Consider the following 26440-nt stretch of genomic DNA (forward strand, 5'->3'; position numbering starts at 1 on the left):
CATAAAATTATTTTATATTTTAAGGATGCGAAGCGTTTTTTAGGCTGATTCTATCAATTTTTCCATTTGAATTCAATGGTATTTCATCAAGAAAGATAACTCTTTGAGGACAATAATGGGGACGCATTTTCTTATGGCAAAAATCTAGGACCTCGCCAGCCGTCAGAGATGGCTGATTTTTAACAATCCATGCACAGACTTTTTGTCCCCGTATTGGATCATCAATTCCTCCGACAACAACTTGAGCGATTCCAGGGCATTGGAGCAGAGCTGTTTCTACCTGCTCTGGGATTACTTTGATGCCTCCAGTATTGATGATGCCATGCTTACGTCCCAATAAATATAAATAGCCTCTCTCATCTAATCGGCCTAAATCCTCTACAGATGCTTTTGGTCGATAGGCGGGAGCGATATAGGGACTTTCGATCCAGATGATATCATCTTCAATTGAGATTATTACGTGAGGGAATGCCCGGCCTACGGAATCGGGACGTTCTAAAAGATCTTTGGCAGTGGAGTAACTCACATGACCCAGTTCACTCGCCCCATAGTATTCAAAGATTTCTGCTGATGGAAAGTACGCTAGGAGGGCTTGGAGAGTCGGCAGATCCATCTTTGCTCCACAGGTTACTATTGAGTGCAGCTTTGTCAGTGGAGCTTTCATATTCTTAAGCAAAATTTTATAGTTTGCAGGCACCATAAAAATAGCACTTATATGGTAAGATTCTATCTCTCGAACCCAGGTGCGAGGCATGTGAGTGCTGGCAAACATCACAGTGCCGCCTTCAAACAGAACATGCAGACAGGCATTCAAGTTTGCAGTATATACCAGGGAACTCACTAAATAGAGAGTATCTGCATTTGAAAGTTGAAAAACCATGCTTTGACTCGGAAAAGCCCTAGCCCAGCTTTGGTGATCACGCCATATTAACTTAGGAGTTCCAGTGCTTCCCGAGCTCAAGGCCCCTAAAAAGAGATCTTCTGGGTGAATCTCTGGCAATAATGGAGTAGAGGCGGCTGGAAACTGAAAACTTTCATCGATATACAGTGTTAATTGATGAGTGTCCATAAGAGCTGCACATACTTCTTCCGAGGTGGAAGTATCGATGAAGACACAAGCACCTCCTGCTTTGATGATCCCAAAGAAATAACATAGTTGGGAAAGAGGGTTGGCAAGTTTAAGCAAAACTTTGTCACCCTTTTTTATTTGCACTGCAAGGTGATGGGCAAGATCATCAACTTGTTGAGTAAATTGCCGATAGGTAAGATGTATATTGCCATACATGAGACAAATTTTATCTTCTGGCTTTTCATGTAAACCACTATAAATCAGCATTTTTTAACACCTTTCAATAAGGGTTGCAATTCCCATGCCTCCCACGGCTCCGATCGCAGCAATTCCGCGCTGGCCGTCTACTTGCTGCAAGGCTTTTAGTAAATGCAGTAAGATGATTGCTCCAGAGGCTCCGTAGGGATGACCATAGGCTAAGGCACCTCCCAGTATATTGGTCTTATCCAGGCTAAAATTCAATTGACGGCAGCAGGCCAGGATTTTTACGGCAAAAGCCTCATTAATTTCAAGGGCATCGATATCCTTTACCTGTAATTTGTTTTGCCGCAATAATTTTTGAATGGAGTCAACGGGTCCTAATGGGAAAAGGTTGGGGTCACAGCCACAGCTTGCTGTACCAGTTATCATTGCTTGTGGTTTTAAATTATATTTTTTTAGCGCATTTGAAGAGGCCAGGAGAATTAGGGCGGCTCCATCATGTTTTAAGCAGGTATTTCCCGCTGTGATTTTGCCTTCTGCCTTAAAAACCGGTTGCATTCGTTCTAAGAGTTTCAGACTCATACGGCTTCTGATACATTCATCGGAATGAATGACTTTGCCTGCTGTTTGGATAGGCGTGATGATATCCTTAAATACATCTTGTTCTTTTGTCATAGAGGCTCTTCTATGACTTTCAAGAGCTAATGCATCCATATCTTCTCGAGAAATGGACAGATATTCTGCAAGGTATTCTGCTGCATCCCCGACTTCTGGATCACCGACTGCTGGAGTGGAGAAAGGGGCTCTTTCGTAATACACATGTTCCCCTTGAAAGCGCGGGTCAGCAGGATTGAACTGCCGTCTAGGAGCCAAACTCGTGCTTTCGACGCCTCCGGCGAGTACTAGTTCGGTCTGACCCGATTGGATTTGACTAACGGCCAAATTAATAGCACTTAATCCGGAACCGCACTGGGTATCAACGGAAATGGCAGGAATACTATACGGCCAGCCTGCTGCAAGCACCGAAACCCTGGCAATATTACCGCCCGGGCCTACCGCATTTCCCAAGATGGCTTGATCGATGTCATTTGGCGATAGGTTGTATTTATGAATTACTTCATTTAAGATAATAGATGCGAGTTGTTCAGGCAGTAGATCTTTTAAAAATCCGTCCGTTTTTCCGATGGGGGTTCTCAGACCACCAATCATATATACTGGATTCATCAGCGCGATCCAGCTTTTTGGAGTTGTCGATTTACAGCTGCGCCCACAACCGTTGCGACAAAGGCTTTAAATAAATCTCCTGGTATATAGGGAAGAGCACCGACAGTGAAGGCCTTTTCTAATCCCATGCCTGTAACAAAACCCAACCATAGTACTCCGAAAGTATAAACAATAATGATACCACCTAGTACATTTACGAGAGCCAGGCGCCATTTGTTGTTGTGTTGTCCCTTTAATAGGGCAATCACAATGGCTCCTACTAAGAAGCCAAGGAGATATCCACCTCTCGGACCAACAATAATGCCAATTCCCCCTGTCATACCTGCAAAGACAGGCACGCCTACAGCACCAAGCAGTAGAAAGGTCAATACGCTGTAAGCAGCTTGTCTTACTGTTAGTATGCTGCCTGCCAGCATAATAGCCAGAGACTGACCTGTGACAGGAACAGGACTAATTGGCAGTGGTATGGCAACTAGTCCGAGTACTGCGATTAAAGCTGCGAAAAGTGCTGCATAAACAAAATCAGTTACGTTATTTCTTCTTGACATTATTTTCCTCCCTGATCAGCGTAAAAAATACGTTTTAGCCGTTCTAATATTCATAACTCAAGAAAAAGTATAAATGAATCAGATCATCTAGTCAACCATATAAATCAAAAAGGTTAACTAAAGTTGGTTGGGTAAAACTGAATCATTCTTTCAATTGGAGAATGAGAAGATTTAGAGGGAATAACTGCTAGTATGGAGAATATTTTAATAAATGAGTGTGTACAATATGTGCACATGTTTTAGATAAGGAGGAATAGCAGTGGAAAGACAAATCAGAGAGGTAATGCCTGGGTTTTTAGGACTTAGGGAAGCGATGGAGTTATCCCGGGAGGAAAATCGGGATAATCATCGGAAATTTATCAATCCGGAGTTAGTCAATCTTATGGGGCTTTTGAATTTTGACAAGTCCTTTGTGAAAGCGCAAGGGGTATCGATATGGGATAGAGAAGGACATGAATACTTAGATTTTTTAGGGGGATATGGGGCGTTGAATCTAGGTCATAATCATCCTGAAATCAATGCAGCGCTTGAAGCAGTGCAGGAACTTCCCAATTTGCTGCAAGCATCTTTAAATCCTATAGCAGGAGCCTTAGGACGGAATTTAGCCCTATTCACTCCTGGAGAACTGCAGTACTCATTTTTCTGCAATAGTGGGGCAGAAGCAGTGGAAGGGGCTTTAAAACTAGCTAGAGCCGCGACCGGAAGAATCAAATTTATTTCTTGTGAGAGTTCTTTTCATGGCAAATCTTTCGGGGCTTTGTCGGTAACAGGTCGAGAGAAATATAGGAAGCCTTTTGAACCCTTACTGCCAGGTGTAGATTTTATTCCTTATGGAGATGCCGAAGCTCTGGAAAAAGCTTTGAGTCAGTATGATGTAGCGGCTTTTATCGTAGAGCCCATTCAAGGCGAAGCCGGAATCATTGTTCCACCGGAAGGTTATTTGAAAAAAGTTCGGGATATTTGCAGCAATTATAATACACTGCTAATTCTGGATGAAATCCAAACCGGATTTGGACGTACAGGAAAGCTGTTTGCCTGCGAGGAGGATAACATTGCTCCCGATATTTTATGTCTGTCCAAATCATTTGGGGGCGGATCAACGTCATTAGCTGCCTATACCACAACCGAAGAGATATGGAAAAAAGCCTATGGCAGTGTTGAAAAGGGAACACTGCATACTTCTACTTTCGGTGGAAATTCCCGGGCGGCAGCAGCCGGAATTACCACCTTAGAAATTCTGTTTAGAGATGATTTATCCCGCCAGGCAGCCGAAAAGGGAGAATATCTCATGGAGAAGTTGAAGGAGCTGCAGAAGAAATATCCCTTTCTAAAAGAGGTTCGCGGCAGAGGCCTTATTATTGGACTTGAATTTGCTCAGCCTGAGAAGGGGCTGCTCAATCGGCTGACAGGGGGAGCATTAGAAAAATTAGCCAATGAATATTTAGGTGCTATGGTCGCAGGAGAGCTTTTAAATAAACATCGGATCATTACAGCTTATACGTTGAATAATCCGAATGTAATACGCTTAGAGCCACCTCTAATTGTATCTTATGAACAGCTCGACAAATTACTGGCAGCTTTAGATGAAATTTTCGCAAATAATAAGGGCTTTGGCGATATGGTGATAGCCAGCAGTAAAACGATTTTGGGGAATTTGATCGGCAGATCATAAACATGGAATAAACCTGGTATATCCTACAAAGACACTCTATTTTTGTTATAATAAATGAAAAGATACTATTTGTTCATTATGAGCAAATAGTATCTTTTTGTAATTCAAGGATTATTTAGAAGCGAGATTTTTTACTTGTAAGAGAATTTGAATCACAAAAAAATAGCTTTAGGAATATGTTTACGCTACATTGAATAGAACTTTAAGTATTTATAACATTTTATCTGAGAATTGAATATCATGTTTTATACATGTATCAATGGAATCATGACTTTGTAGTGTCATTGCCAGATAAGGATCTTTAAAATGTACCACTCCAATATCTGTTATTATATAAATATTCCATGTCAGATATAGAGGTATTTGCAATGCCGCATTGAAAGTATGATTACTTTGAAGTCCTTTCTCCTAAAATAAAGGGTCACATTTATAAGGGTAAATTACTGTATTTCTAAAGTAGTATATAAAAAATTCGTGTAGAATATTTAGAAACTGGTTGACAGTATATCGATATACTGAATGAATTAAGATTATGCTGAAAGGGGTAAGTTTATGGGTAAAGTAATGAAAACAATGGATGGCAATGAAGCAGCAGCATATATTTCTTATGCATTCACCGAAGTTGCAACAATATATCCAATCACGCCGTCATCTCCAATGGCAGAACATGTAGATTTATGGTCGGCAAAAGGTAAGAAAAATTTATTTGGTCAAACAGTAAGATTGGTAGAAATGCAATCGGAAGCAGGGGCAATTGGTGCTATGCACGGTTCCTTAGAAGCAGGGACGTTGACCACTTCTTACACCGCATCCCAAGGACTGCTTTTAATGATACCAACAATGTATAGATTATCAGGACAACTGAAGCCGGGTGTACTTCATGTAACTGCACGTACAGTAGGAACTCATGCTTTTTCGATATTTGGCGATCACTCCGATGTTATGGCTTGTAGGCAAACGGGCTTTGCGATGCTATCTACGGGCAGTGTTCAAGAAGTTATGGATTTAGCAGGTATTGCACATCTTGCAGCTATCGAAAGTAGTGTCCCTTTTATGCATTTCTTTGATGGATTTAGGACGTCTCATGAAATTCAAAAAGTGGAATGTATCGATTATAAAGATTTGAGCAGCATGTTAAATGAAGAAGCTTTGGAAGACTTCCGTAAAAATTCTTTGAATCCAGAAAGACCTGTGATGAGAAGCGGGGTAGAAAATTCAGATGTTTTCTTCCAGGCAAGAGAAGCGTCCAATCCATACTATGATAGACTACCTAGTATTGTAGAAAATTACATGAATAAAATTAATAAACTCACAGGCAGAAATTATAAATTATTTAATTATTATGGTGCAGAAGATGCCAAATATATAATTGTTGCCATGGGCTCTGTAAGTGGAGCCATTCAAGAAACTGTTGATGCATTAAATAAGCAGGGACAAAAAACAGGATATCTGCAAGTTCACCTGTACAGACCATTTTCATTAGAGCATTTCTTAAAAGATTTGCCAAGAACAGTAAAGAAAGTGACTGTATTGGATAGAACCAAGGAACCGGGTGCGTTGGGTGAGCCATTGTACTTGGATGTTTGTTCGGCATTTATTGATAAGGCTGTAAGACCTCAAATCTTTGCTGGACGTTATGGACTATCTTCAAAGGATGTTACCCCAGCGCAAATTGTAGCTGTTTATAATAACATGATAAAAGATGAGCCCAAAAACCATTTTACCGTAGGCATTCATGATGATCTTACTTATTTATCGTTAACTGTAGGAGAAGAATTAGATCTTGCTGCTGAAGGAACTATTAGCTGTAAGTTTTGGGGCCTTGGTTCAGACGGTACTGTTGGTGCCAATAAAAATTCGATTAAAATCATTGGGGATCATACAGATCTGTATGTTCAGGCCTATTTCGAATATGATACGAAGAAATCTGGCGGTATTACAAAATCACATTTACGTTTTGGTAAAACACCGATTCGCTCTAGTTATTATGTAAAAACAGCAGATTTTGTAGCTTGTCATAATCCTTCTTATATTGATAAATACGATATTGTAAGTGATATTAAAGATAATGGCATCTTCTTATTAAACTGTAGCTGGAAGGGAAATGAGCTAGAAGAAAGCCTGTCAGCAAGTGTAAAGAGAGCTTTGGCAAAAAAGAATATCCAATTTTATATTATTGACGCAACTCATATTGCGAAAGAAATTGGTTTGGGAAGCCGTACTAATACTATATTGCAGGCAGCTTTCTTTAAATTAGCAAAAGTTATTCCTGTGCCCCAGGCCGTTGAATACATGAAAGCAGCAATCCTCAAGTCCTATGGTCAAAAGGGCGAGAAAGTGATTCATATGAACAATGCTGCTGTAGATCAAGGGGTAATTGGTGCGGAAAAAGTTAAAGTTCCGGCATCTTGGCTTGATGCGGTGGACACGGTCGTGGCTGCAAATAAAGATCTGCCCGATTTTGTTAAGAATATTATGATTCCGATCAATGCACAAAAAGGTGATGATATTCCTGTTAGCGCCTTTGCTGCAAGAGCAGACGGTACATTCCCTTTGGGAACATCTGCTTATGATAAGCGAGGTATTGCTTTAGATGTTCCGGAGTGGATTGCTGATAATTGTATCCAATGTAATCAGTGTTCCTTTGTTTGTCCTCATGCGGCCATCAGACCTTTTTTAGTCACCGAAGAAGAAACAGCAGCAGCACCCCAGGGATATAAGACTAAAAAAGCCAATGGCGGACCTAGCTTCGGAAAGTATAACTATAGAATGCAGGTAGATGTACTAGATTGCTATGGTTGCGGAAGTTGTGTACAAGTTTGTCCTGCAAAAGAAAAAGCACTTGCTATGAAGCCTTTGGCAAGTCAAAAAGCGGAGATCGAAAACTGGGATTATTCATTGAAACTTTCCCACAAAGAAAACCCCTTAGATAAATTTAGTGTAAAAGGAAGTCAATTCGAACAGCCCCTCCTTGAGTTTTCTGGTGCATGTGCTGGCTGTGGTGAAACACCCTATATGAAACTGATGACCCAGCTTTATGGAGATCGAATGTATGTAGCGAATGCAACCGGCTGTACACAAGCCTGGGGCGCAGCTGCACCATGCTTCCCGTATACCGTCAATAAAGATGGGCATGGCCCTGCATGGTCAAACTCTTTATTTGAAAACAATGCTGAATTCAGTTTGGGTATGTGCTTAGCGGTTCAACAGCAAAGACAAAGACTTGCTATGAAGTTAGAAGAGTTGTCAACGCTTACGAAGGATGACATACTCAAAACCGCAATCAGTAAATGGCTGGAAAATATTGACCAAGGTAGTGTAAGTAAAGTCGTAAGCAATTCCTTAGTGAAGGCTTTGGAGTCAGCAGATCTTAGTGACGAAGATTTAGCTTTAAAAGAATACGTATTGAATAACAAGGAGCATCTTGTAAAAAAATCCTTGTGGATGTATGGAGGCGATGGCTGGGCTTATGATATTGGTTATGGCGGCTTAGATCATGTGCTTGCATCCAGAGAAGATGTTAATATTTTAGTGGTTGATACAGAAGTATATTCCAACACAGGCGGACAATCTTCAAAGGCTACTCCTATTGGTGCAGTGGCGCAATTTGCTTCATCAGGGAAAAAGATTCAGAAAAAGGATCTTGGTATGTTGGCCATGACCTATGGTTATGTATATGTTGCACAGGTTGCTATGGGAGCCAACCAATCACAATTAGTCAAAGCATTGCAAGAAGCTGAACAATTTAAAGGACCATCACTTGTTATTGCCTATGCGCCATGTATTAGTCATGGATTGACTAAAGGAATGGGTTGTACCCAGTTGGAATCCAAAAATGCAGTTGAAGCAGGATATTGGCATCTGTATCGATATAACCCAATGCTTAAAGAAGAGGGCAAAAATCCATTTATTCTGGATTCGAAAGAACCGAAAGCAAATTTTAGAGATTTCCTGATGGGAGAAGTACGGTACTCATCCTTGGTAATAAATTTTCCTGGAGAAGCAGAAGAATTATTTACAGCAGCAGAAAAAGCGGCTAGAGAAAAATACGAAGCTTATAAAGAAATGGCAGCAAAGAAGTAAATGAATGAACTATGAGAATGTAGTGGTCTACATTCTTATAGAAGAAATGATCAACATCCACCAAAATTGCAGTCTATGCCAATGAAAAACTCCTTTTTGAGCATAGTGCCACCAATATAACGCCAAAGCTCTTGCAGAAGTTATTAATTTTGTAAGAGCTTTGACGCTATATAAGAGTAATTGTCTATTTAGAATCATACAATTCAATGCCCACCATTCGCATCAAATATTTTGCATTGGTAGTTGTGCAGCGTCCACTGCGAAGTTTATAGTCAAACTGTATTTCATTATTTACATAGCTTTCGGTGAAATGATAATTCATGATTTTATTACCAGCTTCATCTTCTAGATTGCAGAGTTCAAAATCATGGGTGGAAATTAACCCAATTACCCATGATTTATTTAAATTCTTTAGCACGCTGGTAGCTCCAACCAGCCTATCGATTGAATTGGTGCCGCGAAATATTTCATCAATCAAAAAGATCATGTCCTGCTTTTTGTGTGAAAAATCGATTATCATTTTTATGCGCAGCAGTTCAGCGTAGAAGGTGGATATACCGCTGTTTAAATCATCGCTGATTCTCATAGACGTAAAAATATTCATAATGGAGCATTCCAGCTTAGTAGCGCAGACAGGAGCTCCGCAATAAGCCAAAATAAGATTGATTCCAATTGTCCGTAATAGAGTCGTCTTTCCTGACATATTCGATCCGGTTATGACACAGAGATTATTTTTGATTTCAATATTGTTGCGTACGCTTTTATCTTCAACGAGTAAGGGATGTCCAATGTCTGTTGCGGAAAATGCTAGGTTCTGTTCTACGAAATCAGGAAAAGCCCATTGTGGATGTATTTGTAAAATGACACCCAGACTTGCAATTGCTTCAAATTCGCCGATGATTCGAAACCATTTTCGGATCATTTTACCATTTTCTTTCTTCCAAGCTTCTAATGCAAATACACAATGAAAATCCCACAGTAAGAGAAAGTTCATAAGACAAAATGAAATGAAATTATAACGAAGCTCGCTTGCAGCAACAATTCTTTCAAGCTGTTTTATTTGCAGTGAGGCAGATTTCTCAGCGTGATACAATTCTGTTTGCAGGTGCATTAAGTGTCCATTTTGAAAGTTTTCTTGTTCAATTAGTTGAATGAAGTGATGGAACGCTTTAATTTTTTCTTTAAATTGAAACACCGTATATAAGGTCAATGCATTCTTTGAAAATCCAATGGCTGTAATCACCATTTGTATAATAATTAGAATTAGCGGTACATAAATCGAAATCGAAAAGCCATTAAAAAATAAAACCATCGTTAGAATTGTTGCTGCAGGTACGATATAGAATATAATTTGCAGCAACTTCGTATATGACGGAGAGGATTCTTCTGCGTAAGCAATCAAAGTATCCGGATCATTCTTAACTTCAGCGGTAAGCATGCCTATGCACTGTAATTCTTCTACGAACTTGTCCTTTTGTGCCATTTCCGTTACAGAATTCTGACGTTTTTTTATAAGTGGGATATTTTTCTCAGGAGCAGCAAGAAGATCTCGTAATTGCTTTCTGCCATGGAAAGTATAAGTAACATTCATCCACTGAAACAAGGATTTTGCTCCGAAGACATCCAAATCACTTGTATAGGGATGATTAGGATCTATAAATTCCTGCCCGTTATCTGTAAAATCAATCCAGCTTCCATCCATTCGGCTAAGATACTTTTCATTTATTTTAATTTTACAGATGAGCTTATTGAGTTCTCTTCTGATCTTTTGATGCTTGAAAACAAAATAACCAAAGAGAAGAAGGGATAGAAATAAGGCAGAATACCCATAAAGGGATTCAGCTTTAAGAAATGAAAAGCCAGTAACTCCTGCGCCTATTAAAAACACGAGCATTCGTATATTGCTAGTCCGATTAAATCGCTTGATTTGCTTTTCTTTTTGATCTTGATAGTGCTGCAAGCGATTTATAAATTTAGTATTGATTGACATATGTCCTCCTTTATTACTGAACAAACCACAGAATGATTTAGATCGTCTAATTATTAATATTATTTACCATTTGAGTTTAAAACCCTTTAAAGTATTGGTGTAAGTGCAGTATTTTGTAAGGGAATATCTGGGGGTATTCTTTGTTTTAAGCAGAGTCATGTTTAGTCTTGTGGAAACTATTGCTAAGTGGTAGAATTGGATATGTTGCTATTTTAATAGTAGTGTATCTTTTATTGACTAAATAGTCATTTATTTCACTTGAGCGGAGGTTTTAAATTGAAATATTGTAAATGGTTCTTACTTGTGGGTGTTTTGTTGTCATATTTTATTACCCCTTATTTACCTGTTTCATGGGGGTGGGAAAATAGTCTGTTAGAATGGCTGCAGGTTGCCATATTAGCACTCGGTCTACTTTTAACCTGCGTATGGCGGCAGGAAGCCAGGTCGGCCGGAGATATTCCTGCGGCTCGCTTTCTGATTTGGGCGATACCTTTATGGTTATTGATGATTGGCAGAGAATTAAGCTGGGGGAGAGTATTTTATCCCAGTGGTTTTCATGCTATTGATGGCCCTTCTTTTCTTCCACTATCCCAATTGCCTTATGGTCCCTTTGTCAATCCATTAATTGCAGTAATAATAGTAGTGTGGCTATGTGGGGTCATTAAATACGGCTTATATAAAATTCCCTATAAGCTAGTGCAAGAGCGCAGATTTCCCGTCACTGAGCTGGTAATTACGATTTTTGCATTTGTATTTGCAGAGCTAGGCGAAAGGTATTTACATCTTCAGAATATGGAAGAATTTGATGAGTGTCTTGCCTATCTAGGTTTAATCTTGACTGCTTATTGCGTGAAAAATGCTTTACGTAAGACAATACAAAAATAATTTGAGCCAGTATCTAGAACTTAGATACTGGCTCAAATTATTTTTGTAATTCAGCCTTGTCTTAGCTGATTGCTGTTTTAAGTTTGCAGTACTCATATTTTGGCAACTGGAAATTGAATATAAAAGGTAGTTCCCCCTTCCTGTGTATTAACCGTAATTGCAGCATTATGACGTCTTGCGATGTTATAACAAGTGGGGATGCCAAGCCCGGTTCCGCTAGCCTTAGTACTTAGAAAGGGGGTACCCAGATCTTTTACTATATCAGCAGGGATGCCGCAGCCATTATCTTCAATAGCTAAGACGACTTGCCCATCCTCAAGATAGGTTAATATACTGACCTTGCCGTTAATTCCAGTGGCCTCAAAGCCGTTGCGAACTAAATTTAAGATGAGTTGCCGGATTTCATTCGTATTCAATAGGATGGTAGGCATATTAGGATATAAGTGCGTTCGTAAAGACTTAGCCTGGGAAGCAGCATCAGCTTCCAGCAATGGAGTGAGAGTGCGGATGACTTCATTCAAGTCATGAGTAACTAAAGGTGCTGTTTTATTCTTGGCTAAGGATAAGAATTCAGTAATGATCTGATTGGCCCGATCTAATTCCTCAATCATAAGTTCAAATTTAGACTTTTCCTCAGAGTAATTCTTTTTTTGCGCGAGTAGCTGTAGATATCCCCGCACAGTCGTCATCGGATTACGAATCTCGTGGGATATTCCTGCTGCGATTTGAGATACCAGCTTCATTGTATCAAGTCGGCCTAATTCCTCCCGTATCTTTTTCTCTTCTGTTATGTCCTTATCGATTTCAATGATCTCCTGAGAGCCGCCGCTTGTTTTTCTACGTAGAAGCCAGCAGCTTCTTACTGTTACTTGTTTATGGTCTTTAGTTGTATGCACAAGTTCTCCCACCCATTTTCCTTTAGCAAGCACTTCTTCATTGATGCTGGCAATTGGGATGGGAAAATGGGTTTTGAGCAAGGTCTGGGATATCTTAGATAAGGCCTCGTCTTGTGTCCATCCGTAGCCTCGTGCAGCGCCTTGCCCCCAAAAGCTGATTTTCCCGTTCAGGTCGTGTATAAATGTGTAATCAGGGTCTAGGTTTAATAAAAGAATTTGTTCCTCAAGCAATTTTCTATATTCCAGCTCTTTTTGTTCAATCGCTTTATGCTCTGTTATATCTCGAAAATAGATGGAGAGCCCCTCTGGTGAAGGATAGGCATGTACCTCTAGCCATGCATCAGTACTGTTTGACTTTGCTTCGAAATGGACGGCAATATTTTCTTTCTTGGCTTTATGGTACTCATCATAATAGGGTTGGACACTCGTAAAACAATCCCATATTTTTTTGCCTAACATATCTTGGGAATTACAAAACCAGAATTTTTCTGCAACGGAATTAATGTAGGTATACCGCCATTCATTATCTAATGCGAAAAAACCATCTGTAATACGTTCTAACATTTGGTGAATTTGGTCGTAGGCGGAAGCTGCTTTTTTTTGCGCTTCGATTCTAACCAGATTTTCTGTGTGAAGCTCATCAATCGTATTTTCTAATTTTTTGTGAACCCACCAATAGGAGACTGCAGCACGCGTATGTTTAAAGATATCCAGCGTTTGCTGTGCTAGTAAATCCAATAATTGAAGGGATTTAGCATCTGGCTGGTGAGGAGTACGGTGATAGGTCGATAAAATTCCCAACAGTTGCCCCGTATGACTGAATATAGGGATGGATTGCATGGATCGTATACCAGCCGCTAACATGACTTCTAGGGACTGAGAATCGATAAAGGGATTTTGGGTGATATCTTCAATAATTATATGTTCGCAGCACTTAAGAGCCAAACCGCAAACAGTTTGACTTTTGTGGGTGTTGTCAAAGTAACTAAGAAAGGAGTGATCAAGGCCACGGTGAGCAATTATTCGAATAACACCGGAGCTCTCATCAAGAAGTTGAAGGGTACCTCTATCGGCTTGTATGATCCATATTGCTGTTTCAATGATTTCGCCGAAGATTTTTTTCATTTCTTCTTGACGCATAACGCATAGACTGATATTGTGCATCTTTTTCATAACTGTTAGCTCATTAGACTGATCGTCTAGATTTTCATACATTAATTCATCCACACTCCTTAGCAGCTAATCTTCAAATTTAAAAAACCTGTCTTCTTCTAGTAGTGTAATTGCTAATTAAAATTGTAGATAAGTTCATATAACATTGAAAGAAATGATACTGTGATACATTTCGTTTTATAGGAGGACATTTCCTTTAGATTCCCATAATTTTAATTATGGGAATCTAAAGAGTCAAAGGTCAGCAAGCCGAGTCAATAAAATTTCTTCTTTGATGACTAAGAAAAGAAGAACCTGCAGATACTCTTACATATCGGCAGGTATTACTTATAGCCTAGACCAGTATAAGTTGCTTTAATTGGGGAAGTTATGAGGGGGAGTATAGGTGGCAGCTGTGTTAGCTAAAACACGTAAAACATTTGTGCGTACTTTCTTTTCCAACTCTTTTAACCGTGATATTTTGATACTCTTGATCGTTAGTATTATCATTGGATCATCCTTGGCGAATCTAATCGCCATGTCAGCAAATACATACTTTTCTGAAACTATATCTTCCCTTGTTGGCGATTATGGAGAATTTGATCTGCTGGTCAATGTAAGAGAAGAGATGAAACAAAATGGTCAGGCTCAGATTGAAAAAGTAATTGAACAAGTTTTTCCTGGGGGAAAAATAAAAGAGGGGCCAACCTTAAACGGGCTGACCAGTTTTTTAGTGGGCCTACCAGCACAAAATAAAACAAAACAAACCTATGAAAGCATTGACAGTATTTTTGGCAGTGTTCCAGGTCGTTCGGGGATTAGTATTATGACTGAACCACGAGTAACCTTAAAGGCGGTGCCAGAAGGAGCAAAAAATACAATCATTGAACAAATTATGCAGATTGATGGCGTGCTATTTGCTTTTCGTGATGGCGGTTCCGTTACTGTTATTATTCAATCCATTAGTAAATCGGCTTCTGTCAATGCCGAGATTGAAAAATTACTCAGCCAGTATCATACAATTGATATTGCATTTCCAGTTGGTAGTGAACCTGAGAACTCTATGCGTTTAGGTGAGCAGATTGCCAATGCAATGCGAGAGGAAAAGGCAGTTGGTTACGCTGAAAGCGTTTCCGTGGACAGCAAAAGTAGTGATATGGTGTATTTAGTGAGTTCGATGATCGAGCTAAAACGTTTTTTGACTGCTTTTGCTACCAAGGCTACTATTACTCCAGCAGCTGGAGTTACGTTTATGCTTGGTGATACCATTGCATTTCAGGGAACGGCTGCCAGTGAGCTTGTTTCTGGTGTGCCCCTGGATTCCGCAAACGTGTTAGTAAAAGTAACAATGGTAAAGAGCGGTGGTTCAGCTGAAGGGATGGTTATACAAGGTGATGGAACCCAAGCAGCCAATGGGCAAGGACATGCTGTTATCAATAATGTTATTGGAAATCTTGTCGGAACAGCCGTTTTTCACAATCCTCGCACTCAATTAGGAAATGCCTTGAAAGAAACATCGAGCTTGGTTCTTCAAATTCCCAAGATCGCTCAAGATGCTCAAAATATGACTGGCGTTGCCAATAATGCGCTGAATAGTTATAGCGGCAGTATTACTGCGGTAGAAGAGACTTTAAGCAGCTTGGCTAAGGCAGAAACAACGATTGAAGCAGCGACAAGTGGTTTAGCAAAGCTCGATACCAGTGCCATTCAGTTGCAATTGACGAATTCTTCACGTGCGATGGGCAGCCTTGTCAGCACCTTGCAAATTATCCGATTATTAAATCCTGAGGTATCATCTTCCATTAATGAACTGACTGCAACACAGCAAAATTTAGTGACTCTGCAAAATACACTGAGCGCAGTTGATAATGTGGCAGCTGATGCCCGACGGGCGCGGGCAGCTATTGATGGGATCGTAGCCAATGGCAATAGTATGGTCACTAATTTACGTACTTTTGATGTGAATGGAGCTCGCCAGACTCTTAATGAAACTGGTAATGGCATTGCTCAATTGCAGCAATTTAACACACCCCTTATTGCAGCTCAGTTACAGTATCTGGGAGCGGCTGTTCCAAACTTGAAAGATGAGGAAATCAGCCGATCAGCCAATTTAATGGATCAGTTTATTGCAGGACAGGTAATACCCAGTCAGCGTATTCAAATATTGACAAAAAACAATATTACAACGGACTTTGCAGGACCTATTATCTATCGAGTAGTAGGGCATAACAATGTGTCATTATATACTTCTGCTGTGGGTATCATTGAGCCTGATCCCCGGGCCGAAGTTATGACGATTTTGATGCAAGTGAAAGCAATTTTAGCCGGCATGGTTTCGCTGATTGCTGTGATGATATTCTTGACTCTTGATCATACAGCCATTATGACCGTCATTCGTCGAAAACGGGCAGTCAATCAAGCACCTCGAGCTAAAGGGGTCAGACGAGTGGTGCAAGGTGTAAAAAATAGTTTTACTGCACCGGAATGTATCTATGGTATGGGGGTTGGTGCACTATTGCTTACGGCAATGTTTGTCTTGTCTGGCGGTGGAATTCCCAATTTGCCGTGGATTGGCGTACCATTTCTAGGAGCGGTTATGGGGTTATTGCTTGCCAATAATGCAGAAAAAATTAGTCCAATTGCCATTGATGAATTAACTGCTGGGGAGTCACTTGGACTATCTTTTGATGAGGTAATGCGAGAAATTGTCATACCCAGTGGGCGCCCGGGACTCTTACAGACCATGAATCGCCGTAAAATGAAGTTTAAATAAGCTGGGTGGATTAAGATGCTTGTTATTCAAAATCTTTATAAACAATTTGGCAGTTTAGTAGCTGTTAATGAATTTAATCTTAGGGTAAAAACCGGGGAAACCGTTGTACTAATGGGACCATCTGGATGCGGGAAATCAACTGCCATTCGCACAATTAACCGTTTAGTAGAGCCGGATCGCGGCTCTATCATGCTAAATGAATCCAATATTCTTGCAATGGATCCGGATGAATTGCGACAAGCTCGCAAACGGATTGGTTTTGTATTTCAGCATTTTAATCTGATTGGACGTTTAAGCGCCCTTGAGAATGTTATGTTGGGATTAGTGATGAGCGGCGTGAAACGGGAAAATGCTGAAAGTCGGGCAATGGAGTCGTTGCGTAAGGTTGGTTTAGATAACCATCTGGATCACAAACCAGATCAGCTGTCAGGCGGGCAGCAGCAGCGTGTAGGAATTGCTAGAGCGCTGGCTTATGAGCCGGAGCTTATGCTGTGGGATGAGCCTACTGCGTCCTTAGACCCAATTCTAGTACGTGAAGTATTAGTAGTAATGGAGGAGCTGGCCCGTTATCGTTCCAGTACTATGCTTGTAGTAACTCACGAATTGCCTTTTGCCCTACGGGTGGCTGATCGAATTGTACTTATGGATAATGGAAGAATTGTGGAAGAAGGCAAACCCTCACAGGTGTTTGTTAGTCCTGTCTCGGATATTGGAAAAAAGTATAAAGAATTGATTGAGTATCAGATGAATACCAGTGCACAAAGCTTATCAGGTAAGCTTTAAAGGTAAGAGTTCAATGTCTTACTGACAGTCTTGCCGAAAAAGTTGCTTAATGATAAAATTAAGAATGCTCTAATTTTTATTGTTGAAAGTGATTTATAAAATGGAATTTATACCTGCAAAAACAATTATATCTGGTTATGATACTGGTGATAATTGGTTTGGGAAAAATTATACTATGAATATTTACAAAGGCTGCTGCCATGGTTGTATCTACTGCGACAGCCGCAGTAGATGCTATCAAGTGGAAAATTTTGATGAGGTAAGGGCAAAGGAGAATGCTCTTGCCTTGATTTCATCGGAGCTGAAATCAAAACGCAGGACTGGAGTGGTAGGAACCGGTGCAATGAGCGATCCATACAATCCTTTTGAAAAGAAATATGGTTTAACAAGAGGTGCTATAGAGTTAATACATGCTAACCGTTTTGGTCTTTGTATTGCAACCAAAAGTGACTTGATCATAAGAGATATTGGTTTACTAAAGTCAATAAAAAAGCATTCGCCAGTGATTGTCAAAATGACCATTACCACTGCGAATGATATACTTTGTAAAAAAATAGAGCCGAATGTAGCAGACTCCTCCAGGCGATTTTCTGTCATTAGACAGCTTTCAGAGAATGGGATTTTTACTGGGATATTACTTATGCCCGTACTTCCATTTTTAGAGGATAATGAGCATAATATCAGTGAGATTATTCGCCATGCACATGAAAATGGAGCTAAGTTTATATATCCCTTGTTTGGAGTAACCTTAAGGCAGAATCAGAGAGAATGGTATTATCAAAAACTTGATGAACACTTTCCTGCTCTTCGGCAAAAATACATCCGTCAGTTTGGCAACGAATATGAGTGCCCTTCACCAAACGCAAAGCTGCTGTGGCAGTTGTTTAAAAATCAATGTAATCGATTTGGAATTCTTTATAGAATGGATGATATTATCAAAGGCTATAAAAAAGGGTATGAGGACAATCAGTTTTCATTGTTCTAGATCAAAATATTATAAAGTCTTGCAAGAACTCAAAAGAGATTCTGCAGGACTTTATTGTTATTATTTTTCGTCTCAATGAAAGAAAAACTATAAATATTGGGAATCCTATAGAAAAAACGAGTATGTGAGGTAATCATGTATTGTGATTTTTGTGGTAAGAAACCTTCTTATAATGCAAAATACTGTCGTTACTGTGGCCAGAAATTAAAAGAGTATTTAGGCGATACTCAACCTTTGCCTGTTATCAATGAAGCAATGGTGCATGGTCATAATACTAAACAGCAAATCATGATCGTTGCACCTGAACCATGGTATAAATCAATAGTTCCTAAGAAAACAGTAACCAAGCGATCTAAAGCATGGCGAATGGCATATGATTTGTTTGCTTTGGGGGTGCTTGTCGGGCTGCTATATATATTGGCAACATTTAAAACGATTCAGGAGTACCAAGCTTTAACAGCATTATGGGGCGTACTATGGGCTAGCTGCATATGGTGGAAACGTTAAAGCACATTTGGTTTGGTACTCTCCTTTTGGATAGTAGCACACAAAAAGGTGCATACTATACTTCTTCATATATTTATATTATCATATATACATAAGGATTTTGTAAAGCAAAATGAAAAACAAAGGAGATCATAGTTATGACTATATTTAATGAGATTAAACCTGAGGAATTTGAACAGAGCCCTTTTAAAATGATAGGAAAAGACTGGATGCTGATTACTGCAGAAAAAGAGGGAAAGCAGAATACTATGACCGCTTCTTGGGGTGGATTTGGTGTAATGTGGGCAAAAAATGTCGCTTACATTGTGATTCGCCCACAACGCTTCACTAAAGAGTTTATCGATCAATCAGATACCTTTTCCCTCACTTTTTTTGATGAAAGTTTTAGAAAAACCTTAAGTTATCTTGGAGCAAAGTCTGGCAGAGATGAAGATAAAATAGGAAAATCTAATTTGACGGTCCTTCATGCAGATGGCATTCCGCTCTTTGAAGAAGCAAATATAGCGATTCTTTGCAAAAAATTATATGCACAAGAATATAAACCCGAATGCTTTATCGCGCAAGATCTTAACGAAAAATGGTACCTTGATAAGGATCACCATACTTTATATATTGCAGAAGTTACTAAAATTCTTGTTAAAAAGTAATGAATACTTTGCTGGTATAAAACCCATCGCTGTTGTCTACTACATAACTTAGATACTATTAAAAAAAACACTGGAATCTCCAGTGTTTTTTTATCAGATAAGTTATAAAGTTAGGGGGACGTTAACCGCAGAGGACACAGAGAGCACAGAGGTTTTTAACCTCGCGGTAGCCGAGGATACAGGCGGAGCGATTAAGGGGCATCGGATTGATATAGCAAAATGGACAATGAAAGAAGCCTATCGATTTGGTATTAAACCGGTGAAAGTATATGTGTTGCAGACTCCGTCGCAAAACAGTAGAAATCAGGCATAATTCCATAGCCTTTCTCGCTGCACAGCAGAATAATAGGATCATAGTAACCTTAGCCAAACATTTGGCTAAGGTTGTATTTTTTAAGTAAAGATGAATCAATTGTATAGTGGTATATCGTCGGAATAAGACATTGTCACCTTGTTTTGCAATCTTACATAGGATAGAAAAGAGAGGATCTAGGAATGGGATTTGAAAATCAGAAAGGAGGGCTCTTTTTATGTTGATTCCAAGTGAGTTTCAATTGTTTTTCTGGGTTTTAGGATCTCTTCTAGCGGCCAATGTATCGATGATGGCATTCTTTGTGTTGTTTGCTACGTTATCTGAAAGCAAGCTAAAAGGAGTGATCCGAAGGATCATTTTGGAGCTGGATGCATTTGCAGATAAAATGGAAAACAGTGACAAGCGAAATCGAGCTATACAGCAAATAAATGAAACATTAGGTTGGAAAAAATTTGTAATTCCATCGATACTCATTGGCTGGGTTACTGATATGGAAGTTGCTGAGATTCGTAAAGTACAGCAATCCATCGATTCATCCAACCGAACAGCCACAAGACAAGTAACACTGACAGAGCTGAAGCAACTGGCCTTGCAAAGCAAAAACACTCTTTGGTCGGCAGCCAACAGCATGAATCGGGATGTAAAATTATATCTGCACTGGTCAGGAGACCACTATGGTCAATTCTTTGATGATTATCATATTAATATCGATCAGGATGGCAGCGTTCACGTTACTACCAATGATTTCTCGCAAACAAAATCCCATACCTATAAGAGAAATACAGCTTCCATTGGTATTTGTTTAGCTTGCTGTTATGGTGCGACGACAGATAATTTTGGCAGTGAACCGCCAACAGCGATGCAGATCGAATCCATGAGTCAAGTGATCGCTGTGCTGTGTAAGGCACTGGATTTGACAGTCGATATTTATCGTGTTATGACCCATGCAGAAGCAGCAAACAATCTCGATGGTCTAAATCCGAGCTACGAAAGCAACGGTTATCCTGATGGAAAATATGGACCTGGTTTTAGTTGGGAGCGATGGGATTTGTGGTATATACCTGGTGTTGCAGAAGGGGAAGGCGGCAATGTTTTACGTGGAAAAGCAATTTGGTATCAATATAATGGAGTAGGCTTATAGAAGCCTACTCCCAGTTTTGGTCAAATATGTTTGCTTCCTGTTCTTTTACAAAAATTTATGAAAATAAAATTAGTGAGCAGGAATCTAGGAGGAGTGCAACGAAAGAATAACAACAATAGTTTGTTTGTTCGATAAACTAATTGTTGCAAATATAGGAACAGGACAGAGGATAATATGAAAACTGCTGATCAAGTGTTAGTAAAACAGATTAATAAAATGATTGTATTAAATACCATATATAAAAAAAGACCCATATCTAGGGCAGAAATTGCGAAAGTCACCGGACTCAATAAGTCAACAGTGTCTGCTTTAGTGGATGAACTGCTTACAGAAGAGTTGGTTTTAGAAATGGGAACGGGTGAATCACAAGGCGGTCGAAAGCCGGTTAATCTTTCTATCAATAAAGAGGTTGGCAATATTATCGGGATTGATTTAGGAGTCAATTACATCTTAAGTATTATGACAAACTTTGCAGGGGAAATTATTTGGGAAAAGCGCATTGATTTACAGCACACCCATAACTCACCGGGGCAAAGAATTGCCGATTTGCAAACCTTAATTCAGGAAACGATTGAGAATGCATCCCAGACGGTTCGCGGTATCATTGGCATCGGAATTGGTGTCCCGGGTATTGTAAATTATGAACAGGGACTGATTTTATCGGCACCTAATTTAGGGTGGGAGAATATTGAACTTAGATCAATTATTGAGCAGAAATTTGGCGTCCCGGTGTTTATTGATAATGAAGCGAATGCTGGTGCCATTGGGGAAAAATGGTTCGGCGCAGGGAAAAGAGCAGATGAGTTCTTATACATTAGTGCAGGCACGGGAATAGGAGCGGGAATTATTATTAATAATGAACTTTATCGCGGGTCAAGGGGATTGGCAGGTGAAATTGGGCATATGACAGTCTCTCTTGACGGGATACCTTGCTCTTGTGGCAATACAGGCTGCTTAGAAGAATATTCTTCGGAAAAAGCCCTATTTCGCTATATGAAAGAGCATATATGTGTGGAAGAATTGACCATATTTAATATTATAGATAACGCTATTGCAGGGGACGATGTGTCTCGACGGGCATTTGAGTATGTGGGTAAATACCTTGGTATTGGCGTGGCTAATCTTATTAATGCATTCAATCCTCAGCTTGTCATCATTGGAAATAGTCTGCCTTTAGCTGGTGATATTCTGATGGATGAATTGAGGAAAGAGGCTGGGAAACGCTGTTTTGCTTCTAAATATTTTTCGGTGAAAATCCTGCCTTCTCAACTTAATATGCATGCCTGTGCAATGGGAGCTGCTGCATTGGTCATTTCCAGACTCTATGCATCACCGGTTTCATGAATATGCTTTTTGCAGCTGCTAACTAAAATATTTAGTTTTAGTTAGCAGGAATATGCATGTAAACATCGAATTAGTTTACCTGACCAACAAACAATGAAGATAATAGCATGAATCTAAGGGAGGTGATACCATTTCGCTATATTTTTTTATTTAGTTAGTTTATCGGAGCAACGAACTTATGTAGAAGTAAGGAAAAAGTTGTCGAATGATCAAGGGGGGATAAGGGCGGAATGAGCTTTTTAGGAATTGATTTAGGCACATCTTCTGTAAAACTGCTGTTACTAAATAAAGCGGGAACTGTATTACGAACAGTATCAAAAGAGTATCCTGTCTATTATCCTAAGGTCGGTTGGGCGGAACAAAGTCCTATAGATTGGTGGAATGCTGTTCGTGAGGGAATCCGAGAGATTTTGACTGAGCCTCAAAACATGCCAAGTAAAGTGGAGGGAATTGGCTTAAGTGGGCAGATGCATGGCTTGGTCCTGCTTGATAAAGACAATCATGTGCTGATGCCGGCCTTATTATGGTGTGACCAACGTACTCAGGATGAATGTGATGAGCTAAGTGAAAGATTAGGACCAAAGTTATCCGAATATACAGGCAATAAGGCACTTACAGGGTTTACCGCTCCTAAAGTTCTATGGGTAAGGAAGAATCGTCCAGAGATTTATGAGCAAATCGAGCACGTTTTGTTGCCCAAAGATTACATACGATGGAAATTGACAGGGGAATATGCAACAGATACATCCGATGCATCGGGAACCTTGTTTTTTGATGTAGGCCATCGTTGTTGGTCGTCAGAAATGCTTAACATTCTGGGTTTATCAGAGGAAAAACTGCCTACATGTTATGAATCCTATGAGGTAACGGGCAGCCTAACAAAGCAGGCTGCACAGGAAACGGGACTTCATAGTGGTACTATCGTTGTCGGGGGCGGTGGTGATCAGGCGAGCGGCGCGGTAGGTACAGGTGTGGTAACGGTCGGTACGGTGTCGGTGGCATTAGGTACCTCCGGTGTGGTATTTGCCTGCCAGGAGAATTATTCTGTTGACAGCGAAAATCGCCTCCACTCTTTTTGTCATGCCAATGGAAAATGGCATGTCATGGGAGTCATGCTATCTGCTGCTTCCTGCTTGAAATGGTGGGTCGAAGAGGTCTGTCAATTAGATGATGCTGGTTATGCTGCCTTGTTGGAAGAAGCAGCAAGAGTTTCGCCTGGGAGCGAAGGATTGCTCTTTTTGCCCTATCTAATGGGAGAACGAACTCCCTATAGTGACCCAAATGCTAGGGGAACTTTTGTGGGGCTGACTATGACCCATGGTCGAGGGCATATGACTCGAGCTATTTTGGAAGGTGTCGGTTTTGGCTTGCGCGATTCCTTAGAAATCATCCGGGAGCAAAACATTCCCGTTCATGAGGTACGAGTGAGCGGTGGTGGGGCCAAGAGTGTTTTATGGCGTCAAATACTGGCTGACATTTTGGGGTTGCCCATCCATGTGGTGAATTCGGTAGAAGGACCTGCTTTTGGCGCTGCCATATTGGCTGCAGTGGGGGCCGGAGAGTTTGCCGGAGTGGAAGAGGCGTGCGGCGTGATGATCAAAACCGTGGAACAAACGGAGCCGATTGCGGCTAATATAGAAAAATACAATTCTTTATATGGGGTTTACCATCAATTGTACGGTGCTCTTCAAGATTCCTTCGAAAAACTCAGTGTGATCTAAGGATGGCAGCTATATAACTATATAACAATAGGAGGGGAAAAAATGGAGTATTTTAGTGGGGTAAAAAAAATTATCTATGAGGGCCCTAAATCTCAAAATTCGCTGGCTTTTAAGTATTACAATCCGCAAGAATTGGTGGCCGGCAAAACCATGGAGGAGCACTTACGGTTTTCAGTTGCTTATTGGCATACGTTTACTCATGATGGTTCCGATCCATTCGGCAGTGAGACGATGCTAAGACCTTGGGACACCTATAGGGGAATGGATAGAGCCAAGGCACGAGTGGAAGCAGCCTTTGAACTGTTTGACAAATTGGATGTTCCTTTCTTTGCATTTCATGACCGGGATATTGCCCCGGAAGGTGCAACACTTGAGGAAACAAATGCGAATCTAGATCAGATCATTACTATGATGAAAGAGTATTTAAAGACAAGTAAGACCAAATTGCTCTGGAATACGGCGAATATGTTTACCCATCCTCGTTTTCTTCATGGTGCGGCTACTACTTGCAATGCGGATGTATTTGCTTACGCAGCAGCTCAAGTGAAAAAAGGGCTGGAAACAGGCAAGGAATTGGGAGCAGATAACTATGTATTTTGGGGCGGACGTGAAGGCTACGTAACCTTATTGAATACGGATTTAAAACTGGAACTGGATAATTTGGCGCGATTTTTCCATATGGCAGTGACATATGCCAAGGAAATCGGCTTTACCGGTCAGTTTCTAATTGAACCCAAACCGAAAGAACCGACGAAACATCAATATGATTTTGATGCGCAAACGGCCATGGCATTTTTGCGGAATTACAATTTACAGGACTATTTTAAGATGAATATTGAAGCCAATCATGCTACGTTGGCCGGTCATACCTTCCAGCATGAATTAAGGATAAGCCGCATAAACGGTATGCTGGGATCCGTTGATGCCAATCAGGGAGATATGCTGCTAGGCTGGGATACGGATGAATTTCCCACAGACTTGTATGAAACTACGCTGGCGATGTATGAGATTCTGCAAAACGGAGGTTTGGGTAAGGGCGGTCTGAATTTCGATGCTAAGCCACGCCGGGAATCCTTTGAGCCGGAAGATCTATTCTATGCCCATATTGCCGGGATGGATACTTTTGCCAGAGGATTAAAAGTTGCTGCCCAACTAAAGGAAGATCAGGTATTTGAAAATATAATTGGGGAACGATACAACAGCTTTAAGGAGGGGATTGGCCTTGCAATTGTAGAAGGCAACGCAGATTTTCATACGTTAGAAGCCTATGCACTGCAGAATAAGCCAATTGTGAATCAATCGGGGCGTCAGGAACAAATCAAAGGAATTTTGAATCAGTATCTATTAGAAGTGTAATGGGCGGGAAATTGGGGAGATAGGGGATTGATCTTAATAATAGGAGGGAATAGATTGTGTTTAAGAAAAATAGTGTGAGATTATTAATTACGGTGTTGGTCTGCATTACTTCTTTATTCATGATGGTCGGATGTACCAAGCAAGAAACGACTGCTTCCAAAGATTCCTCTCAGAAGAACAAGACTGTGAAAATTGGCCTTAGTATGGATGATTTACGACTGGAAAGATGGCAGCATGACAGAGATATGTTTGTTGCCAAAGCCAAAGAACTTGGTGCAGAAGTGGTTGTCCAATCAGCAAATGGGGATGATCAGACCCAGTTCTCGCAATGCGAGAATTTAATTTCCCAGGGCGTAGATATCTTGGTCATTATCCCGCACAATGGTGATGTTCTGGCTCCGATTATCGAACAGGCTCATAAGGCTGGCATTAAAGTATTAAGTTATGACCGATTAATTACCAAATCTGATGTAGATTACTATATTTCTTTTGACAATGTGAAGGTCGGCGAATTGCAGGCTAAAGCCATTACTGACCTGGTACCAAAAGGAAAATATTTCTTAATGGGTGGTTCTCCCGTTGACAATAATGCAAAACTCTTTCGTGAGGGCCAAATGAATGTTCTCAAACCATTCATCGCCAAAGGGGATATCCAGATCGTTGGCGACCAATGGGTAAAAGATTGGCTGCCGGAAGAAGCTCTTAAAATCATGGAGAATGCATTAACGGCTAACAATAATAAGATTGATGCTGTGGTAGCTTCTAATGATAGTACTGCCGGCGGTGCCGTGCAGGCTCTAGGCGCGCAGAATTTAGCAGGAAAAGTACCTATATCCGGACAGGATGCTGAATTGGCTAGCTGCCAGAGAATCGTAGAAGGAACACAGACCATGACCGTCTACAAACCCATTAAACTTCTAGCACCTTCAGCAGCGGAAATTGCGGTGAAAATCGTCAAAGGGGATCAGATCAAAACAGATGGTGTAGTCAATAACGGCAGTAAAGATGTTCCCTCTATTCTCTTGACGCCTATAGCTGTCGATGCCAAAAACATGGCAGAGACGGTTATAAAAGATGCCTATAATAAATTAGAGGATGTATACAAAAACGTTCCTAAAGACAAATGGCCTAAGTAATCACTCAAATTGCA

At 40.3% G+C, this 26440-nt stretch carries 19 protein-coding genes; 14 read left to right on the top strand and 5 right to left on the bottom strand.

Features of this window, described 5'->3' with window-relative positions; translation table 11 throughout:
• Positions 1-19 precede the first annotated feature (19 nt).
• The 3 genes from JBW_RS06505 to JBW_RS06515 are packed head-to-tail and all read right to left on the bottom strand — an operon-like array spanning position 20 to position 3042.
• Entirely contained in the window at positions 20-1336 is a 1317-nt protein-coding gene (locus tag JBW_RS06505) for a class I adenylate-forming enzyme family protein (RefSeq protein ID WP_007956892.1), read from the bottom strand.
• A 3-nt stretch (positions 1337-1339) separates the two neighbouring features.
• On the bottom strand, positions 1340-2494 hold the full coding sequence (locus tag JBW_RS06510) for a thiolase family protein (protein ID WP_007956891.1): 1155 nt from the start codon (positions 2492-2494) through the stop codon (positions 1340-1342).
• The gene (locus JBW_RS06515) at positions 2494-3042 is read right to left on the bottom strand and encodes a biotin transporter BioY (protein ID WP_007956890.1); all 549 of its coding nucleotides are present in this window, start codon (positions 3040-3042) and stop codon (positions 2494-2496) included. Before JBW_RS06515 ends, JBW_RS06510 begins: the two co-directional genes overlap by 1 nt.
• Before the next feature lie 259 nt (positions 3043-3301).
• On the opposite strand from JBW_RS06515, the gene JBW_RS06520 reads away from it, so the two are divergent.
• A complete protein-coding gene (locus tag JBW_RS06520) occupies positions 3302-4714 on the top strand; it encodes an aspartate aminotransferase family protein (protein ID WP_007956889.1) in 1413 nt (470 codons plus the stop codon).
• Positions 4715-5266: 552 nt separating this feature from the next.
• Positions 5267-8797, top strand: coding sequence for a pyruvate:ferredoxin (flavodoxin) oxidoreductase (gene nifJ, locus JBW_RS06525; protein ID WP_007956888.1), 3531 nt, complete (start codon positions 5267-5269; stop codon positions 8795-8797).
• A 184-nt stretch (positions 8798-8981) separates the two neighbouring features.
• Here nifJ and JBW_RS06530 read toward each other — a convergent pair whose 3' ends face one another.
• Positions 8982-10787 carry a MutS family DNA mismatch repair protein gene (locus JBW_RS06530; protein WP_007956887.1) on the bottom strand — a complete coding sequence of 602 codons (1806 nt, stop codon included), beginning with the start codon at positions 10785-10787 and terminating at the stop codon, positions 8982-8984.
• 276 nt (positions 10788-11063) lie between these two features.
• Here JBW_RS06530 and JBW_RS06535 point away from each other — a divergent pair, with 276 nt between their 5' ends.
• The gene (locus JBW_RS06535; RefSeq protein ID WP_007956886.1) at positions 11064-11672 is read left to right on the top strand and encodes a hypothetical protein; all 609 of its coding nucleotides are present in this window, start codon (positions 11064-11066) and stop codon (positions 11670-11672) included.
• Between the two features lie 92 nt (positions 11673-11764).
• Here the strand turns inward: JBW_RS06535 and JBW_RS24625 are convergent, their stop codons facing one another.
• Positions 11765-13795: an ATP-binding protein gene (locus tag JBW_RS24625; RefSeq protein ID WP_144408430.1), complete on the bottom strand. Its 2031-nt coding sequence runs from the start codon at positions 13793-13795 to the stop codon at positions 11765-11767.
• 331 nt (positions 13796-14126) lie between these two features.
• Between JBW_RS24625 and JBW_RS06550 the strand changes: the two genes are divergently transcribed.
• The 11 genes from JBW_RS06550 to xylF all read left to right on the top strand — a co-directional run bounded on the left by JBW_RS06550 (position 14127) and on the right by xylF (position 26426).
• Positions 14127-16493 (top strand): hypothetical protein, encoded by a 2367-nt coding sequence (locus JBW_RS06550; RefSeq protein WP_007956884.1) that lies wholly within the window; start codon positions 14127-14129, stop codon positions 16491-16493.
• Positions 16494-16508: 15 nt separating this feature from the next.
• Positions 16509-17276: an amino acid ABC transporter ATP-binding protein gene (locus tag JBW_RS06555; RefSeq protein ID WP_007956883.1), complete on the top strand. Its 768-nt coding sequence runs from the start codon at positions 16509-16511 to the stop codon at positions 17274-17276.
• A gap of 100 nt (positions 17277-17376) precedes the next feature.
• Positions 17377-18261, top strand: a complete 885-nt coding sequence (locus JBW_RS06560; protein ID WP_036681088.1) for an SPL family radical SAM protein — start codon at positions 17377-17379, stop codon at positions 18259-18261.
• A gap of 135 nt (positions 18262-18396) precedes the next feature.
• Positions 18397-18768, top strand: coding sequence for a hypothetical protein (locus JBW_RS06565; RefSeq protein ID WP_007956878.1), 372 nt, complete (start codon positions 18397-18399; stop codon positions 18766-18768).
• A gap of 137 nt (positions 18769-18905) precedes the next feature.
• The gene (locus tag JBW_RS06570) at positions 18906-19415 is read left to right on the top strand and encodes a flavin reductase (RefSeq protein ID WP_007956876.1); all 510 of its coding nucleotides are present in this window, start codon (positions 18906-18908) and stop codon (positions 19413-19415) included.
• A gap of 82 nt (positions 19416-19497) precedes the next feature.
• Entirely contained in the window at positions 19498-19728 is a 231-nt protein-coding gene (locus tag JBW_RS24630) for a 3D domain-containing protein (RefSeq protein WP_007956874.1), read from the top strand.
• Positions 19729-19945: 217 nt separating this feature from the next.
• Positions 19946-20869, top strand: coding sequence for an N-acetylmuramoyl-L-alanine amidase (locus tag JBW_RS06580; RefSeq protein ID WP_007956872.1), 924 nt, complete (start codon positions 19946-19948; stop codon positions 20867-20869).
• Positions 20870-21043: 174 nt separating this feature from the next.
• Positions 21044-22213: an ROK family transcriptional regulator gene (locus JBW_RS06585; protein WP_007956870.1), complete on the top strand. Its 1170-nt coding sequence runs from the start codon at positions 21044-21046 to the stop codon at positions 22211-22213.
• 230 nt (positions 22214-22443) lie between these two features.
• The gene (gene xylB, locus JBW_RS06590; protein ID WP_007956867.1) at positions 22444-23934 is read left to right on the top strand and encodes a xylulokinase; all 1491 of its coding nucleotides are present in this window, start codon (positions 22444-22446) and stop codon (positions 23932-23934) included.
• A 42-nt stretch (positions 23935-23976) separates the two neighbouring features.
• Positions 23977-25290, top strand: a complete 1314-nt coding sequence (gene xylA / locus JBW_RS06595; RefSeq protein WP_007956865.1) for a xylose isomerase — start codon at positions 23977-23979, stop codon at positions 25288-25290.
• Between the two features lie 56 nt (positions 25291-25346).
• On the top strand, positions 25347-26426 hold the full coding sequence (xylF, locus tag JBW_RS06600; RefSeq protein ID WP_007956863.1) for a D-xylose ABC transporter substrate-binding protein: 1080 nt from the start codon (positions 25347-25349) through the stop codon (positions 26424-26426).
• The last annotated feature ends 14 nt before the right edge of the window (positions 26427-26440 follow it).

Origin of the sequence: Pelosinus fermentans JBW45, assembly GCF_000271665.2 — a bacterium.
Lineage (GTDB): Bacteria > Bacillota > Negativicutes > DSM-13327 > DSM-13327 > Pelosinus > Pelosinus baikalensis.

Coding starts and splice junctions, on each gene's coding strand:
- JBW_RS06505 (WP_007956892.1), bottom strand. CDS start 1,336: ATGCTGATTTATAGTGGTTTACATGAAAAGCCAGAAGATAAAATTTGT.
- JBW_RS06510 (WP_007956891.1), bottom strand. CDS start 2,494: ATGAATCCAGTATATATGATTGGTGGTCTGAGAACCCCCATCGGAAAA.
- JBW_RS06515 (WP_007956890.1), bottom strand. CDS start 3,042: ATGTCAAGAAGAAATAACGTAACTGATTTTGTTTATGCAGCACTTTTC.
- nifJ (WP_007956888.1), top strand. CDS start 5,267: ATGGGTAAAGTAATGAAAACAATGGATGGCAATGAAGCAGCAGCATAT.
- JBW_RS06530 (WP_007956887.1), bottom strand. CDS start 10,787: ATGTCAATCAATACTAAATTTATAAATCGCTTGCAGCACTATCAAGAT.
- JBW_RS06555 (WP_007956883.1), top strand. CDS start 16,509: ATGCTTGTTATTCAAAATCTTTATAAACAATTTGGCAGTTTAGTAGCT.
- JBW_RS06560 (WP_036681088.1), top strand. CDS start 17,377: ATGGAATTTATACCTGCAAAAACAATTATATCTGGTTATGATACTGGT.
- JBW_RS06565 (WP_007956878.1), top strand. CDS start 18,397: ATGTATTGTGATTTTTGTGGTAAGAAACCTTCTTATAATGCAAAATAC.
- JBW_RS06570 (WP_007956876.1), top strand. CDS start 18,906: ATGACTATATTTAATGAGATTAAACCTGAGGAATTTGAACAGAGCCCT.
- JBW_RS06580 (WP_007956872.1), top strand. CDS start 19,946: ATGTTGATTCCAAGTGAGTTTCAATTGTTTTTCTGGGTTTTAGGATCT.
- JBW_RS06585 (WP_007956870.1), top strand. CDS start 21,044: ATGAAAACTGCTGATCAAGTGTTAGTAAAACAGATTAATAAAATGATT.
- xylB (WP_007956867.1), top strand. CDS start 22,444: ATGAGCTTTTTAGGAATTGATTTAGGCACATCTTCTGTAAAACTGCTG.
- xylA (WP_007956865.1), top strand. CDS start 23,977: ATGGAGTATTTTAGTGGGGTAAAAAAAATTATCTATGAGGGCCCTAAA.